The following is a 13624-nucleotide window of genomic DNA, read 5'->3' on the forward strand; positions in this document are numbered from 1 at the left end:
GAGCGCGCCGGCGTCCGGTGCGCCGACGCCCGTACCAGTACCGGTACCAAGTGTGTTCATGTCGTGCTCACCCCCATTGCCCGGCGGGGCGGTAGCCGAACGCGGCCAGGTCGTCCATGCAGGCGATCGGCGCGTGCGCGACGACACGGCCGTCCGGCGCCTCCGCGAAGACCTCGCTGGACAGGACGCGGCCGTCGACGCCGTTGACCTCGCGGACCGAGGTCACCATGCGCTGGAGCTTGCCGCCGGACTGGTAGTTGTTGCGCCGCTGGATGAAGACGACGAAGTTGACCGCGCCCGCCACCAGCATCTGGCTCGCCTCGATGGGGAGGCGTTCGCTGGCCTGGAGGGCGTAGGTGGAAATGCGGTTGAATACCTCGCTGGAGCTGTTGGCGTGGATCGTGGAGAGCGAGCCGTCGTTGCCCTGCGACATCGCGTTCAGCATCGTCACGATCTCGTCGCCGAGCACCTCACCGACGATGACGCGCGAGGGGTTCATGCGCAGCGAGCGGCGCACCAGCTCCGCCATCGAGATCTCGCCCTGGCCCTCGGAGTTGGGCAGCCGCTCCTCGAACGCGACGACGTTCGGATGCAGGTCGGCGAACTGGTCGAGGCCGAGCTCCAGGGCACGCTCGACGGTCACCAGACGCTCGTGCGGCGGAATCTCGTTGGCGAGGGCGCGAAGGAGCGTCGTCTTCCCCGCGTTGGTCGCGCCCGCGATCATGATGTTCTTGCGGGCGCGGACGGCGCAGGCGAGGAAGTGCCCGATCTCGGGGGTCAGGGTCCCGTTCCCCACCAGGTCCGACATGAAGACCTTGCCCATGCGGGCGCGGCGGATGGAGAGCGCGGGGCGGCGCGTGACGTCCATGACCGCCGACAGACGTGAACCGTCGGGCAGCCGCAGGTCGAGCTGCGGGTTGGCGGAGTCGAAGGGACGCGAGGACAGGCCCGAGTACGCGCCGAGCACCTGGATGAGCTCGACGAGTTCCTCGTCCGTCTCGGCGACCGGGTCGGCCTTGGCCTCGCGGCCGTCGGCATATCCGACGAAGACCTGATCGCAGCCGTTGATGTCGATGTTCTCGACCTCGGGGTCGTCGAGCAGCGGCTGCAGCCGTCCGACGCCGAAGAGCGCGGCGTGCACGGCGGCCGCGTACTGCTCCTCGGTCTCCGCGTCGAGGGGGGTGCGCCCGGCGTTGATCTCCGCGCGCGCGTACTCCTCCAGGATCTGCGCGATGACGGCGCGGGCGTAGTGCCGCTCGTCCTCACCCGACATCGGGGTGACGCCGGAGACCTGGTCGAGGCGGCGCTGCTCGGCGATGCGGTCACCGGCGTCCTGCCGGAACCGCTTCACCAGCTGGTGATCGACGGGCGTGCTCATCGGCCCGCCCCGGGATGCTGCGCGACGGGGTTGGTCCAGGCGGCGCCGTACTGCTGGTACAGGTCGACGGTGACCTTGCGCGCGGAGCGGATGAGCAGCGACTTGTCGAGCCGTCCGCGCTTGCGCCCGGCCAGCTGGTCGGCGCCGGCTGGGTCGTCGGCGAGGGTGCCGACGACGCGGGCACCGGTCTGCGCGGCCATCAGCATGTCGTTGACCTGGTGGACGAGTTTCGCGGACGTCGCCGGGTCCGCGATCAGGAGTACGCCGATGAGGGGCTGGGCCAGCGAGGCGGCGCCGCGCGCACCGCCGTGCAGTTTGGCCGCGAGGGCCGCGGCGCGGTCCCGGACGCGGGCGATGGCCTCGGGCTCGGTGCGCGAGACGAGCAGCACGAGCGCCGCGTGCCCGAACAGCTCGACGGCCGGGGTGTCGCCGCTGATCCGGCCGCAGTCCGCTATGACGTCGGCGGGCGCGTTGGGTGAGTCGGCGAGCTGGGCGAAGGCGCGGCCGAGCGTCGGCCAGATCCCGGCGAGCCCGGCGGCCTGCTCGGCGATGCCGAGTCCGACGAGTACTTCGAGCCCGCCGCTCAACGGCTGGGTGTGGTCCCAGAGTTGGTCGGGCACGAGCCCGCGGCGCGCGGTGGCCGCGATGGAGAGCATGCCGGTGTTGGGGTTGAGCGGGCCGCCGTGCGCGGCGGCGCTGCGGTAGACCAGGTCGCCGCCCGCGGGGTCGGTCTCCGCGACCAGCACGCGGCGCGGCCAGACGGCGGCGAGCGCGACGGCGGCGGTGGTGACGCCGGGGGAGCCCTTGTCGGCGGCGAGAGCGATGAGCGCCATGTCTCTTGTACTCGCCTCTAGTTGTTGTTGTCGGAGACGCGGGCGACAACGACCTTGCCCTCGGAAGCGGCGCTGGCCAGGGCGGCGACCTCCTCCTGCGGGACGAGGAGCGTGATGCTCTGGTTGCCGGTGCTGATGGTCGCGTCGCTCTTGTCCGCGATGGTGTTCACCTTGGCGGCGGCGACCAGCGGGTCGCCGGAGGCGGAGCCGCTGCTGCCGCCCGACCCCCTGCGGGTGGAGGTGCCGGAGACGACGGGGTAGGCGGCGACGGTGTCGCCGACCTTCAGGTCGGAGGGGTACTGGCCCTCCTTGAGGGAGAGTCCGACGGAGGCCTTGCCCGCGGGCAGGCCGGTCTTCTTGGCGAACATCTCTCCGACGGCGACGGCGCCCGCGGGGATGGCGCTCTTGGCCTTCAGCTTCTCGAGGGCGCCGCGCTGCTCCCACTTCACGTAGTTGATCCCGCTGCCCTCGGCGACCATCACGTGGTCGATGTTCTCCCCCTCGGCGGGCGACTCGCCCGCCGCGATGGGCGCGGTCACCCGCACGACCTCGATGCGGTCACCGGCGCGCAGCACGAGCACGGTGGCGCCGAGCGCGCCGACGAGGATGAGGAGCACGGCAAGTGCGGCAAGTGCCGGTTTGCGCTCGCGAGGCGGCGCGGGAAGGCGCTCACCGACCGTCGGCTGAACCGGCGCGGCGGAGCGGCTGCTGCCCGCCCCCGTACGCTCCTGGATCTTCACGCAACTGCTCCCCGCACACCCAAGAAGATTCGGTCAATTTTGTTCATTCGTGACACTCGCGACTCTCTTGCCCGTCCCGGGCGAGGTATTGAGTCCCCGCCCCATTCAGTCCCGGACCCAGTGTCAAGTCATCGCACCGTATCAGCAGCACATAAGCCCCTCAAGGCGCGTTAAAGATCGCGAAGCTCACACGCCCCATCGTTATCCACGCGCAATCCACGCCCTCCGGTTCCGATGCCGTTCCTGGCCCTCGGGGGGTGAGGATCGTGTGCGTACGCGAACGGAGCGCCGGGTGCCCTGCACCATGATCCGTCAGCCTCCAGAAGGACGCGGCGGGGGGACTGACCGGTTCCCGTCCGCCGAGCCTCACGCCCCCACCGAACACGCCCCACCCCTCCCCACAACCCACGCAACTCGGGCCGCATGGCCGGCGGAATGAACCTCCCCCGCCCCATCCCCCTCTCCCTTTTCAGCGCGAGGGGAACCGTGCGAGTTTGTTGAACGGCTGACCAAGTGCCGTACCGGTCGGCCCTGTTGACGCATTCTGGTCCGGACCTTTCGCGCGTACAGAGCAGTAATGCAGAGCAAGCACTGCGGAACGGCGCAGTGCGAATCCACTGCGCCGTTCAGCAATTCCTGTCGTACGAAAGAGAAGCAACCCCCCCATGAGTGTCAAGAGAACCCCCACACGCACGCGCAAGGCCTCCGCGGCCGCGGGCCTCGCCGCGACGACCGCCGCCCTCGCCATGGTCGCCACCTCCGCCCCCGCCGCGCACGCGATCATCGGCGGCACCGAGGTCCCGAACGACGCGTACCCCTTCATGACGGCGGTCCTGTCGAAGGGCCCGGGCAGCGTGCGGGACCGTCAGTTCTGCGGCGCGAGCCTGGTCACGCCGGACACGGTCGTGACGGCGGCGCACTGCCTGGTCGACGACGCGGGCAAGCCGGTCAGGCCGAAGAGCCTCCAAGTAGCGGTGGGCCGTACCGTCCTCTCCGCCAAGCAGGGCCAGATACGCGACATCGCCAAGGGCGGCGTGGTCGTGCACCCGCGCTACCTCAAGGGCCAGGAGGCGTACGACGTGGCCTTCCTCCAGCTGGCGAAGCCGGTCCGCGGCATCTCCGCGGTGCAGCTGCCCACCCAGGGCACCGACGCGCTGATCCGCCCGGGCCAGAAGGCGACGGTCGCGGGCTGGGGCAACACGGACACGGACCTGACCCACAGCCCCGACCGGCTCCGCCAGGTGAAGGTCCCGATCCTCTCCCACGCGGAATGCCGCACGAGCTACAAGGAGTACGACGCGAAGGTCAACTTCTGCGCCGGCGTGGAGAACAAGGACTCCTGCCAGGGCGACAGCGGCGGCCCCATCTTCCGCAAGGTCCCCGGCCGCGAGGCCCCGATCCTGATCGGCGTCGTCTCCTACGGCGACGGCTGCGGGGCGCAGGGCGCACCCGGCGTCTACACGTCCCTGAGCTCGTCGAAGCTGTGGAAGACGCTGGACGAGTCGCCGTCGGGCAAGAAGGTCAAGCGGGCGTTGAACCGCCGCTGACAGCAGGGTGATTCGGGCGGGCGGCCCGGGACGGACAACCGGGCCCCGGGCCGCCCTTCCCGAATGACCCGGTTCAGCGGATACCCTCGATGAGTTTCTCCAGTGCCTCGTCGCCGGTATCGGCGAGCAGCGTGACACTGTCCATGCCGATATGGACCTTGCCGTCCGGCGCGATGCCCAGATAGCTGTTGCGGCGGTCGGCCTCGCCGACGGGATACAGATACGCGCCCGCTTCCTCGCTGAGCACGTCGAAGATCTCGTCGTCCCATTCGGCCGCGAGGGGGTCGAGCCGGAAGCCCATGCGGGCCATCGTCCTGCCCGGGCCCCGCTCTTCGCATGCCAGGCCTCCAAATTCGGCAAGGAAGAGCCGCGCCGCCTCGTGAATCTCGAAGCCGCCGTGTTCGTGCAGGACTCTCTCCCACTCGGCCGTGGGCACGGTACGCCCGGGGTGCCAGCCGGCCGCCCGCAGTACGCGGTCGGACTCCACGGACCAACGCCCGGGGGATTCTTCAGTCATCTCCAGGTCACCGCCGTGATTCCGAATTGGTCGAGCACATGCGGACAGGACGAACATGGGGCTTTCGGCACACCGTGTTCCGGATTGCCCACCGCCCGCACATCGGCGTCGGATCCTTCTCCAGATCCAGGACTCACTTCAGTGACCGTATGCGGAAGTGAAGTCACTGGCAGCCCTCTGATCAGGGAAAGCTGTCCCCGCTACGCCGCAAAGCGGAACGTAGAAGTCACCGCGTCGAAAATGTCGAAGAAGGAGTCCGCCAGGTCCAGGATCTGGCTGCTGCCCGAGACGAGCGCGACCTTTCCCTTCTCGCCCGGGACCGGGATGAACGTCTGCATCAGGACGACGCGGATCGTGCGCTCGTCGCCGTCCACGGAGATGTCCTCGATGCCATGGGTGCGGGCCGCGAGGCCGACGCCCGGGATGTCGACCGTCGTCACCTTCCGCCACGCGTCACCCTCACGCCTGGCTTCGCGCACGCCGAGCTGGGCGACGATGCGCTCGGGGTCGGTGGGCAGCAGGTCGCCGTCCGGGGTGCGGGCGCCGACCAGGGAGACGGTGACCGAGCCCGTGACCGGCGTGTCGCCGCCGAAGCTCTCCGCCATGCAGCCGCAGTACAGCGCGCCGGACTGCCAGGCGTCCTTCGCCGCCTTGCGCAGGAACGCCTCGAAGGTGTCCCGGTGCGGGGCCAGCTCAGGACGCGCGCGGACGCGGTCGTTGATCATCTGCCGGATGGCGGCGTCGCGCGACTCGGGGCGCACGTCGAACTCCCACCACGTCTCCGGCACCTTGATGCTGAATCCGCCGCGCGCGATGGTCTGCGGTGGTGTGTAGCGGGCCATGGCTGGCACTCTCCCCGTCCCCGGTCCGACTGGTATGCGAGCGCCAGCCTACGGGGGCCGCCCTGCGGGGCTGCCCACGCGGGCTACTCCCCGGTGGCTCCGTCGATCCGCTCCCTGAGCAGGTCGGCGTGGCCGTTGTGGCGGGCGTACTCCTCGATCATGTGCGTGAGGATGTAGCGGAGCGAGTACGTGTCGTCGCGGAAGTCGACGGTGGCGTCGAGGGAGTCCAGGGCGCCCACGATGGCGCGGGAGCGGTCGCACTCCGTGTGCCATATCTCGAACGCCTCGTCGGGGTCGGCGTCCGCCACGTCGAAGTCGGCGTGCTCGCCGGGGACCCGGCCCTGCCAGTTGGCCCTGGCCGCCTCGCGGTTCAGGACGTTGCGGAACCAGCTCCGCTCGACCTCGGCGAGGTGCCGGACCAGCCCCAGCAGCGACATGTCGGAGGGCGGCACGGCCCGTTCCTTGAGCTGCTCGGCGGTCAGCCCGGCGCACTTCATGGCGAGGGTCTCGCGCTGGTACTGGAGGAACGCGGTGAGGGAGGCGCGTTCGTCGGCGGCGGAGTGTGGGGGTTGGGTTCTGTGGGGGGTGGGGGTCGGTTCGTGGGCGGGGGCTTGGTTTCGGCTCTGGGGAATGTCGTCGGGCATCGGGCCATCATGGTCACTTGGGGGCAGGGGCGCTCGCATTTTGGTGAGGGGTGCCGGTGGTGGGGTTGTGATGATCGGCGCTCCTCCCGGGGTGTGGCCGGGCGGCAAGGAGCTGCGGAGGAGCGAAGCAGCGCACGTGCTGCGGGCGTTTCCTACTCCCAGTGAAGTGTTCCTGCCACGGTGTCGAAGAGCCCCACCATGTGCTGGGCAAGGCCTTCCATAGGAGTGGAGAAGGTCAGGGTCAACCATTTCCTACTCGCCGGGACGGGCACGTGGTACGCCACGGTCGTCGTCGCGAGGGTGTTGCCCATCTGACGCGCGGGGTCGGCTGCCTCGGTCTTCTCGGTCCGCACGGCGTCGCCCGCCGCGTCCAGTCGCCGGACCTCCGCGAGGCGTCCGGTCTCGCCCAGTCGGCGGGCCAGGTCGTGTGCCGTACGGCAGCCCGGCCAGCCGTCCGGGAGCACGCTCACGAGCAGCGATGAGGCCAGAGGCAGGCCCTCGACCGTCAACAGCGAGATGTACAGCTCGACGCCTCCCTCACGGTGCGCCTTCTTCGCCTGCTTCTGCAGGTCCCGCATCAGGCGTTCCTTGAGCACGGGTGCGTTGTCGACACCCGCGAACTGGCGGTCGGCCAGCGCGATGATGCCGCGGTCGCGTTCGCCGGGGTCGAGGTGCAGTTGGAACCAGCCGGCGGGAACGAAGATCGTGTAGTTGCCGGGAGGAGAGTCCCACTCGGTGCGGAGGGGCATGTCAGCTTTCGGTGGGGGCGGCGGGGGCGTTGTCCGTGGTGGGCTACGGGGGGACGGGGAGGAGGCGCATGGTGGGCATGAGGCTGTCGACGAGGCTCGTCAACTCGTCCGTACGCTCGAAGTTCAGCCACCGGGCCTCGACCACCAGGATCTCTTCCTGGCCGTCGGGCCAGACTCCGTACCGGAGCGCTTCGCTCAGCTTCTTACCCCAGCCAAAGCGCCGTTTCTCGGCCAGTACCGCCTGCACCCGGACGGCAGGGCCGATAGGCAGGTGGACGTCGGAGACCTGTGCATCACCTTTCACTTCGGCGTAAGACCACTTCACCAACCGAGGCAGGTACTCCTCTGGGGCGGGCCGCCGGACATCGTCCTCTCCGTATACGAAGACCGACAGATCCGCGAGCAGGATGCCGCCCTCCGTGTAGGCGACTGTTGTCAGGACCGGGCCGGACTCGAACGCCCCCAGCGCCAGCTGCTCCAGCTCATCCTGCAGCGAGGCCTTACTAACGCCGAGCTGCAGGGGATTGAACTGCTCCACAAGGCCTGAGGCCATCCGTCGGGCCTCTGCACGAGTGCCTTCGTGGAGTGTCAGGGGGAGCCAGCCGTCATCGAAGTCAAAGTCGACGATGTAGTCCTCCTCAGGGGCGGGACCACTCCCCGTCGCCTCGTTCTGCGCTCGCTCCATCAGCTCACCTCGTCCAGGAGAAGACCACCAGCGGTGATCCCGCTACCGGCTACGTTCAGCGCTGTCACACGACTCGACATTTTGTTGACCGCGAAACCGTCACTCATACCCTTTCCCAGGTGTTTCATTTCCTTGAGGTCTGACGCCACAGAAGCATCCGAGAGGGACAACGACTTGAACCCTCCCTTGATGACGCTCCCATTTCCGCGGTCCCGAAGCACTTGTGCCGATTCGCGGTAGCCACCCTTGAAAGCGTCCGACCAAGTGGACCCCTTGAAGACCTCAGTGACCGGCTCCCGGATGGAATTCGAGATGTCACCCTTCTGAAGACCTGCGACGTGGGCGACATCTCGGTTGAACTTCTGGCGGTTTCGCTTGCCCTGCCGCGGGGTCTGCCTGCCGCCCTTGGCAGCCCTCATACGCTTCAACACCCCCTCCGCATACCGACCACTGACCTTGGACATCGCCTTGCCCGCCCCCATCATCAGCAGGCCCACCGCCGCCGTGGCGAGCTTGGTCCAGGACGCGTCGCCCATGGCCACCTGAATCGCCGTGCAGGCGATATTGACCAGCGTGGCCACCATGGAAATGCCGCCCAGTAGCCCTGCGAGGCCTTGGCCGACGACGGGGATCCAGCCGACGGCCAGAGCGGCGAGGCCCGCGTACTTGGAGATGTCTTCGCTCCAGCTCGAAGCCCCCTCCACGAAGTCCGCGAAGTCGTCCCAGAAGCCGTCCTTGAGGGCGTCACCCGAAATGACTTCGTCGATCGCCTCACGGGCCCGGCGGGCGGCCGCGTCGCGGATTTCCTGAGCCTTCCGCAATTTCCCCCGGGCCGCCTCCAAGGACTTTCCGGCGGCCTGCGCCTTGTTCTCCAGGTCCTCTCTGCCCCCTTTCCCGGCCCCCTTCTCCTTCCCGGACAGGACATCCAGCCCTTTCCGGGCAGCACTCTTCTCGGCCTCGGCGTCCCGCGCCTCCTGTCGGGCGATCTCCGCCATCCGCTGGGCCCGGTGGAGTTCGGTGGCGTAGTTCCCGGGCGGGGCCGTCGCGTTGGATTCGTAGTCCGAGCCGTGGTCCACGAGGCGGTCGCCGACCGCGTCGGCCACCGTCTCGTACCGCTTGTGCGCGGCCTCCAGGCGGCCCCGGCACTTCTTCGCCTTCTCGCGGAACTCTTTGCCGGCGTCGCTGTCCCAGGAGTCGGCCTCGGACGCCGCTTTCAGGTGACGGACCTGGCGTTTCAACTCGTCGGCGGTCCCGCGTAGTTTGCGGCCGAGCTGCTCCAGGCGGTCGGGATCGCCGGGGACCGGGTCCTGGTCCGCCAGCGGCTGCCAGTCTTTGGGGCGCGCGCCGGCCATCAGGACTTCTTCTTGACGGTCTTGTCGGCCTCGCGGAGTGCTCCGGCCAGTTCGCCGTCGACGCTCTCGTACGTCTTCGCCGCCGCCTTCGCGATCTCGCCCAGCCGCTCGATCTCGTCCCCGAGTTCCTCTCGGTGGCTCTCCCAGTTTTCGACGAAGTCCCCGAACTGCCAGGACAGGTCGTGCTCACCGAAGTCGTCCTCGTACTGCCCCTTCAGTTTCCCGAGGCCGTCGAACGCGTCCTTGATCCGGCCGAGGCCGACGCCCATCTCCCGGATGACGTCCAAGTCGTCGATCTTCGCGTACTCGCCCATCGGTCCCGTCCTCCCCCACTGCCGTGTCGCGGCCTCCCGCCGCCACCAGGGGCAACGAGAACGGGGGGATCGGCGATACGCCCGGTCCCCCGCCCCGTTTCCGCCAGTCGGAGCCTCCACCGACCGGGCCCGGCGTCACGACCAGGTGACAGTCCCCTCGCATCAGGTGACTTGTCCCGCTATTGAGCCTGGCGGAATCAACAACCGCGTGGATAGCGTCTGCCCGTCGGAGACAACTACGCCCCACCGGGAGTCGACTGTGAACCGCCGCACCATGCCCGTCACCGCCGCGCTCGCCGCGACCGCAGCCTTGCTGCTGACAGCCTGCGGTGGTGGGGACGACGAGATGTCCAAGGGCGACGACAAGATCGCCGGAGCGGACCAGGGCTCTGAGAAGCCGAAGAAGTCGGCCGACCCGGCCGCGGCGTCGGACGAGGAGAAGCCGGACGGTGTGGACCTGTCCCTGCCCAAGGACATGAAGCTGGTCTTCGACTGGGACAGGCCCAAGGACAAGGACGAGGCGGCGGCCATGGATGACGCCGCCAATTACGTTCGCGCCATCTACCGGGGTGTCGACAAGCGCACCTCGAAGGAGGCGGCGGTGGCTGCGTACTCCACCGGTGACGGCCTGCATTACGCGAAGGTCCAGATCGACGACAGGGTCAAGGGCGGCTGGACGGCCACCGGCACCCGGCGCCACTACCGGGCCACCACGCGCTCCGCCCCCAACGGCAAAGCGGTGGAGGTCGCGTTCTGCGTGGATTCGAGCAAGTTCTACGGCAAAAAGATCAAGTCCGGGAAGGTCCTGAAGAGCAAGCCCAGCATCGAGGACTTCGACTACTTCAAGATCGTGATGTCCAAGTTCCCCACGGGTCAGGGCCTGTGGCAGACCTCCAAGGTGTTCGTCGAGACGAAGGCGGAGAAGTGCCGGTGAACAGACCACGCCTCACACCCCTCGCAGCCGGCGCGGCGGTCCTGACTCTCGCCGTCACAACCGTCGGCCTCGCAGCACCGGCCTATGCCGCGGAACCCTCCAGCAACGGCAACGGAAGGAGCGCTGAACAACAAGGCGGAAGCGACGCCACCGGCATCTACGCCGCCGCGAAGGTCCAGTACTCCGGAGCCGTGGCCAAGGGCCGCAGCAGGGGAAACGTCTCCTCGACCGACGTCAACTGGGCGCCCCCACCCTGCTGGTACGCCCCGATGTACGGCGCCAAGCAGTTCAAGGAGAAGATGTCCAAGGAGCTCAAGGAGGCCGCGAACTCGCCCGGCATGGGCGGGCACGCGGGCGCGGCCATCAATCAGCTGCAGCGCCACTACGAGGACGACTACGGCTGGAGCGACACCCCCGGCTACAAGGACTACAACGTCGACAAGGACGGCGAGGGGATGTTCTGGGCCGCCGTCGAGAACCCCGACGAGCCGGACTACCTCAAGCGGACCTCGTGCAGCGACATCCCCTTCTGGGTCGACAAGGGGGAGGCCCCGCCGCCCCGGTACGAGCAAGCCATCAAGCCGGAAATGCTCGCCGCCCTCGCCTACCAGCGCATGGAGCTGCCGAAGACCAAGGTCAGCCTCGCACCCGACGGCACCACGAAGGTGAACCTGCCCACCTGGGCCTGGCTCGACAAGGCGGACTTCGGTGACGTGAAGGCCACGGCGGAGATCAACGTCCCCGGCTTCCACATCGAGGCGACTACGACCGCCAAGCCCAAGTCGCTCACGCTCGACCCCGGCACCGAGGACGCCACCATGCTCCCCGCCTCCGGGGAGTGCCCCATCGTCGGCGACAGGATCGGTGAGCCGTACGCGAAGGGAAAGGCGAAGGAGACTCCTCCCTGCGGCATCGTCTACCACCGCTCGAGCGGAGGCCGGGCTCTCCCGCTCAAGGCCGCCCTCACCTGGGAGATCAGCTGGACGGGGACGGGCCAGGCCGATCCGGTCGGCATGCCGGACGGCACGATCGAGGTGACGCAGGACATCACGGTCGAAGAGGTGCAGTCGATCAACCGTTGACCGATGGCAGGCGGACGCCTGGCGCCCGGCGCCCGGTACTCAGTACTCGGCGCCCGGCACCCAGCCCCAATTCCGTGCCCCCGGTCACGGACGATTGGCATCTCCATGCGTCCACGCGTCCATGCGTCACGCGTCCACGCGTCCACGCGTCCTGGCTGGCAAGGCACACGATTCGGCCCCGTCGTCGATAACGGTCCCGCACGACTCGTGGAGTTCGCGTAACAGCGCGGCCACCTTCCGTCCGGATCATGCCGCTTGACCCGTTTTCGGAACTGGTGGCGGCTTCAACCATGCGGTTATCGTCGACCTGCCGGAGCACCTACCAGTGCACCTGCCAGAGCACACTCGTACGCCGGGAAGACACTGACGTCGTCCCTTCACTGGGCACGAGCGTCGTTCCGCGGCCAACCGAATCACTTGCACGGGGGAGACAGATGAGTGGGAGAACACGCGCCGATCTGGACGTGATCAGGGAATGCTCGGAATCGTTGTTCAGGATCCACCGGGAGTTCAAGAACAACAGCAATCCCGCGGACGGATTCGACGACGCACTCGGCAGTGACAAGCTCCGTAACGTCTTCGACGATTTCTCGGAAACCTGGAAGAAGACGCGCAAGAAATTGATGAAGGACATCGAGCAGCTGGCCAAGTTCACGGACACGGCGGCCGACACGTACGAGAAGGTGGACCACGAACTCGCCGAGGCCCTCCGCAAGGCCCGCAAGGACGCGAAGAAGGGGAAGAAGTGACTGCGCGCCCGAGCGACTGGGAACCCCTGTGCAGCGAGGACCCCGTACCCGGTGATCCGTACGAGGTCGCGCGGCTGGGCAAGAAGCTGCGGAACATGGCCGACGAGATCGACAAGCAGGCCAGGAACATCGAGGCCCTGGCGTCCGTGGAGAGCTGGGACAGCGAGGCGGGGCGCGCGTTCCACGAGATCGCCGACGGGACCTCCGGACGTCTGAAGCGGTCGTTCGAGCGCTATGACGAGGCGGCCAAGGCGCTCGGCACCAAGGTCGTCGACGGCGGCGAGTCCAAGGAGTACGCCAGCGAACTCCACCGCGCCCAGAAGATCGCGGACAAGGCGCTGAAGGACTTTCGCGAGGTGGAGGGCGACCTCGGGGACACGAATACGCCGCTCAAGCCGGCCGGGACGAAACCGCCGTCGGACATGTCCGACACCGAGCGTGAGCGGCAGGCGAAGAAGCGGTCGGCGGCGCTGAGCAAGTTGGGCGAATGCCGGGGCGAGATCGATCGCGCCAAAGAGATCCGTGACGACGCCGCCAAGGCCGCGGCGAAACACATCAAGAACATCATTCATCACGACGGCGTCCGGGATCCCGGCGGATTCATGAACTGGCTGGCCGACTGGGCCGACCGGTTCTCCAATCTGTCGGCCATCTTCTCCATCCTGGCCGTCATATGTGCCTTCGTGCCGCCACTCCAGGTGCTGTTGCCCGTCTTCACCGCCCTCGCCGTCATCACCAGTGCCGCCGCGCTGGCCGGGCACGCCTACGACATGACCGCGCGGGGCGGGAAACTCAACCTGTTGAAGCTGGGTCTCGACGCCCTGGGAGTCATGCCCGGACTCGGGGCGCTCAAGGGATTCGGTGCGTTGAAGGGCCTCAAGGGCCTGTCCAAGCTGCGCGGGCTGCGGTTCAGCGGCTCGGGCGCCGCGGCCGGCGTCACGGACAAGTTCTTCAACGGAATCGCGGTGAAAGGGGTCAACGCCCTCCTCAAGAAGGCGGGCAAGCCCGCCCTGGACGGCGAGCGGATCACCGCGGGCATCAAGACCGGAAGTCTCGGCAGCGCGCTGTACAAGATCTTCACCGGCAAGGACGGTGCGGCCACCGGGGACCCGGGCGATCCGGCGCCGAAGCCGCAGGGCACCGTACCGCCCACACCGCGCCCCTCGCCCCAGCCGTCACCCACACCGTCACCCAAGCCATCACCCAAGCCGTTCCACGCCGCGCTCGCCCACTGAGCCGTCAGTACTCGCCCACTGAG

15 protein-coding genes are annotated in these 13624 nt (G+C 68.2%); 5 read left to right on the forward strand and 10 right to left on the reverse strand.

The genetic code is table 11. The features are described from left to right. Positions 1-67: 67 nt before the first annotated feature. The 3 genes from ACFVYR_RS16680 to ACFVYR_RS16690 are packed head-to-tail and all read right to left on the reverse strand — an operon-like array spanning position 68 to position 2951. Positions 68-1378 (reverse strand): CpaF family protein, encoded by a 1311-nt coding sequence (locus ACFVYR_RS16680; protein WP_384250646.1) that lies wholly within the window; start codon positions 1376-1378, stop codon positions 68-70. Beyond that, a complete protein-coding gene (locus ACFVYR_RS16685; protein WP_384250648.1) occupies positions 1375-2211 on the reverse strand; it encodes a hypothetical protein in 837 nt (278 codons plus the stop codon). Before ACFVYR_RS16685 ends, ACFVYR_RS16680 begins: the two co-directional genes overlap by 4 nt. A gap of 17 nt (positions 2212-2228) precedes the next feature. Further along, the gene (locus ACFVYR_RS16690) at positions 2229-2951 is read right to left on the reverse strand and encodes a hypothetical protein (protein WP_384250651.1); all 723 of its coding nucleotides are present in this window, start codon (positions 2949-2951) and stop codon (positions 2229-2231) included. Positions 2952-3616: 665 nt separating this feature from the next. Between ACFVYR_RS16690 and ACFVYR_RS16695 the strand changes: the two genes are divergently transcribed. Next, positions 3617-4498 (forward strand): S1 family peptidase, encoded by an 882-nt coding sequence (locus tag ACFVYR_RS16695; RefSeq protein ID WP_384250653.1) that lies wholly within the window; start codon positions 3617-3619, stop codon positions 4496-4498. A gap of 73 nt (positions 4499-4571) precedes the next feature. On the opposite strand, the gene ACFVYR_RS16700 is transcribed toward ACFVYR_RS16695, so the two are convergent. From ACFVYR_RS16700 to ACFVYR_RS16730, 7 genes are all read right to left on the reverse strand, one after another. Further along, a complete protein-coding gene (locus ACFVYR_RS16700; RefSeq protein WP_384250655.1) occupies positions 4572-5015 on the reverse strand; it encodes an SUKH-3 domain-containing protein in 444 nt (147 codons plus the stop codon). Positions 5016-5215: 200 nt separating this feature from the next. After that, complete coding sequence (locus ACFVYR_RS16705; protein ID WP_384250658.1) at positions 5216-5857, reverse strand: hypothetical protein; 642 nt, start codon at positions 5855-5857, stop codon at positions 5216-5218. Between the two features lie 83 nt (positions 5858-5940). After that, positions 5941-6501, reverse strand: a complete 561-nt coding sequence (locus tag ACFVYR_RS16710; protein WP_384250660.1) for a DinB family protein — start codon at positions 6499-6501, stop codon at positions 5941-5943. A gap of 152 nt (positions 6502-6653) precedes the next feature. Next, positions 6654-7250 (reverse strand): hypothetical protein, encoded by a 597-nt coding sequence (locus tag ACFVYR_RS16715; protein WP_384250662.1) that lies wholly within the window; start codon positions 7248-7250, stop codon positions 6654-6656. Positions 7251-7293: 43 nt separating this feature from the next. Then, on the reverse strand, positions 7294-7935 hold the full coding sequence (locus ACFVYR_RS16720; RefSeq protein WP_384250664.1) for a hypothetical protein: 642 nt from the start codon (positions 7933-7935) through the stop codon (positions 7294-7296). Continuing rightward, complete coding sequence (locus ACFVYR_RS16725; RefSeq protein WP_384250666.1) at positions 7935-9287, reverse strand: hypothetical protein; 1353 nt, start codon at positions 9285-9287, stop codon at positions 7935-7937. Before ACFVYR_RS16725 ends, ACFVYR_RS16720 begins: the two co-directional genes overlap by 1 nt. Next, a complete protein-coding gene (locus ACFVYR_RS16730; protein WP_384250669.1) occupies positions 9287-9601 on the reverse strand; it encodes a hypothetical protein in 315 nt (104 codons plus the stop codon). The genes ACFVYR_RS16725 and ACFVYR_RS16730 overlap by 1 nt, the downstream gene beginning before the upstream one ends. Before the next feature lie 259 nt (positions 9602-9860). Between ACFVYR_RS16730 and ACFVYR_RS16735 the strand changes: the two genes are divergently transcribed. The 4 genes from ACFVYR_RS16735 to ACFVYR_RS16750 all read left to right on the forward strand — a co-directional run bounded on the left by ACFVYR_RS16735 (position 9861) and on the right by ACFVYR_RS16750 (position 13601). Then, positions 9861-10535, forward strand: coding sequence for a hypothetical protein (locus ACFVYR_RS16735; RefSeq protein ID WP_384250671.1), 675 nt, complete (start codon positions 9861-9863; stop codon positions 10533-10535). Further along, the gene (locus tag ACFVYR_RS16740) at positions 10532-11617 is read left to right on the forward strand and encodes a hypothetical protein (protein ID WP_384250673.1); all 1086 of its coding nucleotides are present in this window, start codon (positions 10532-10534) and stop codon (positions 11615-11617) included. The genes ACFVYR_RS16735 and ACFVYR_RS16740 overlap by 4 nt, the downstream gene beginning before the upstream one ends. A gap of 434 nt (positions 11618-12051) precedes the next feature. After that, on the forward strand, positions 12052-12366 hold the full coding sequence (locus ACFVYR_RS16745) for a hypothetical protein (RefSeq protein WP_384250676.1): 315 nt from the start codon (positions 12052-12054) through the stop codon (positions 12364-12366). Further along, a complete protein-coding gene (locus tag ACFVYR_RS16750) occupies positions 12363-13601 on the forward strand; it encodes a hypothetical protein (protein WP_384250678.1) in 1239 nt (412 codons plus the stop codon). The genes ACFVYR_RS16745 and ACFVYR_RS16750 overlap by 4 nt, the downstream gene beginning before the upstream one ends. The last annotated feature ends 23 nt before the right edge of the window (positions 13602-13624 follow it).

This window comes from Streptomyces sp. NPDC058284 (genome assembly GCF_042881135.1).
In the GTDB taxonomy this organism is placed as follows: domain Bacteria; phylum Actinomycetota; class Actinomycetes; order Streptomycetales; family Streptomycetaceae; genus Streptomyces.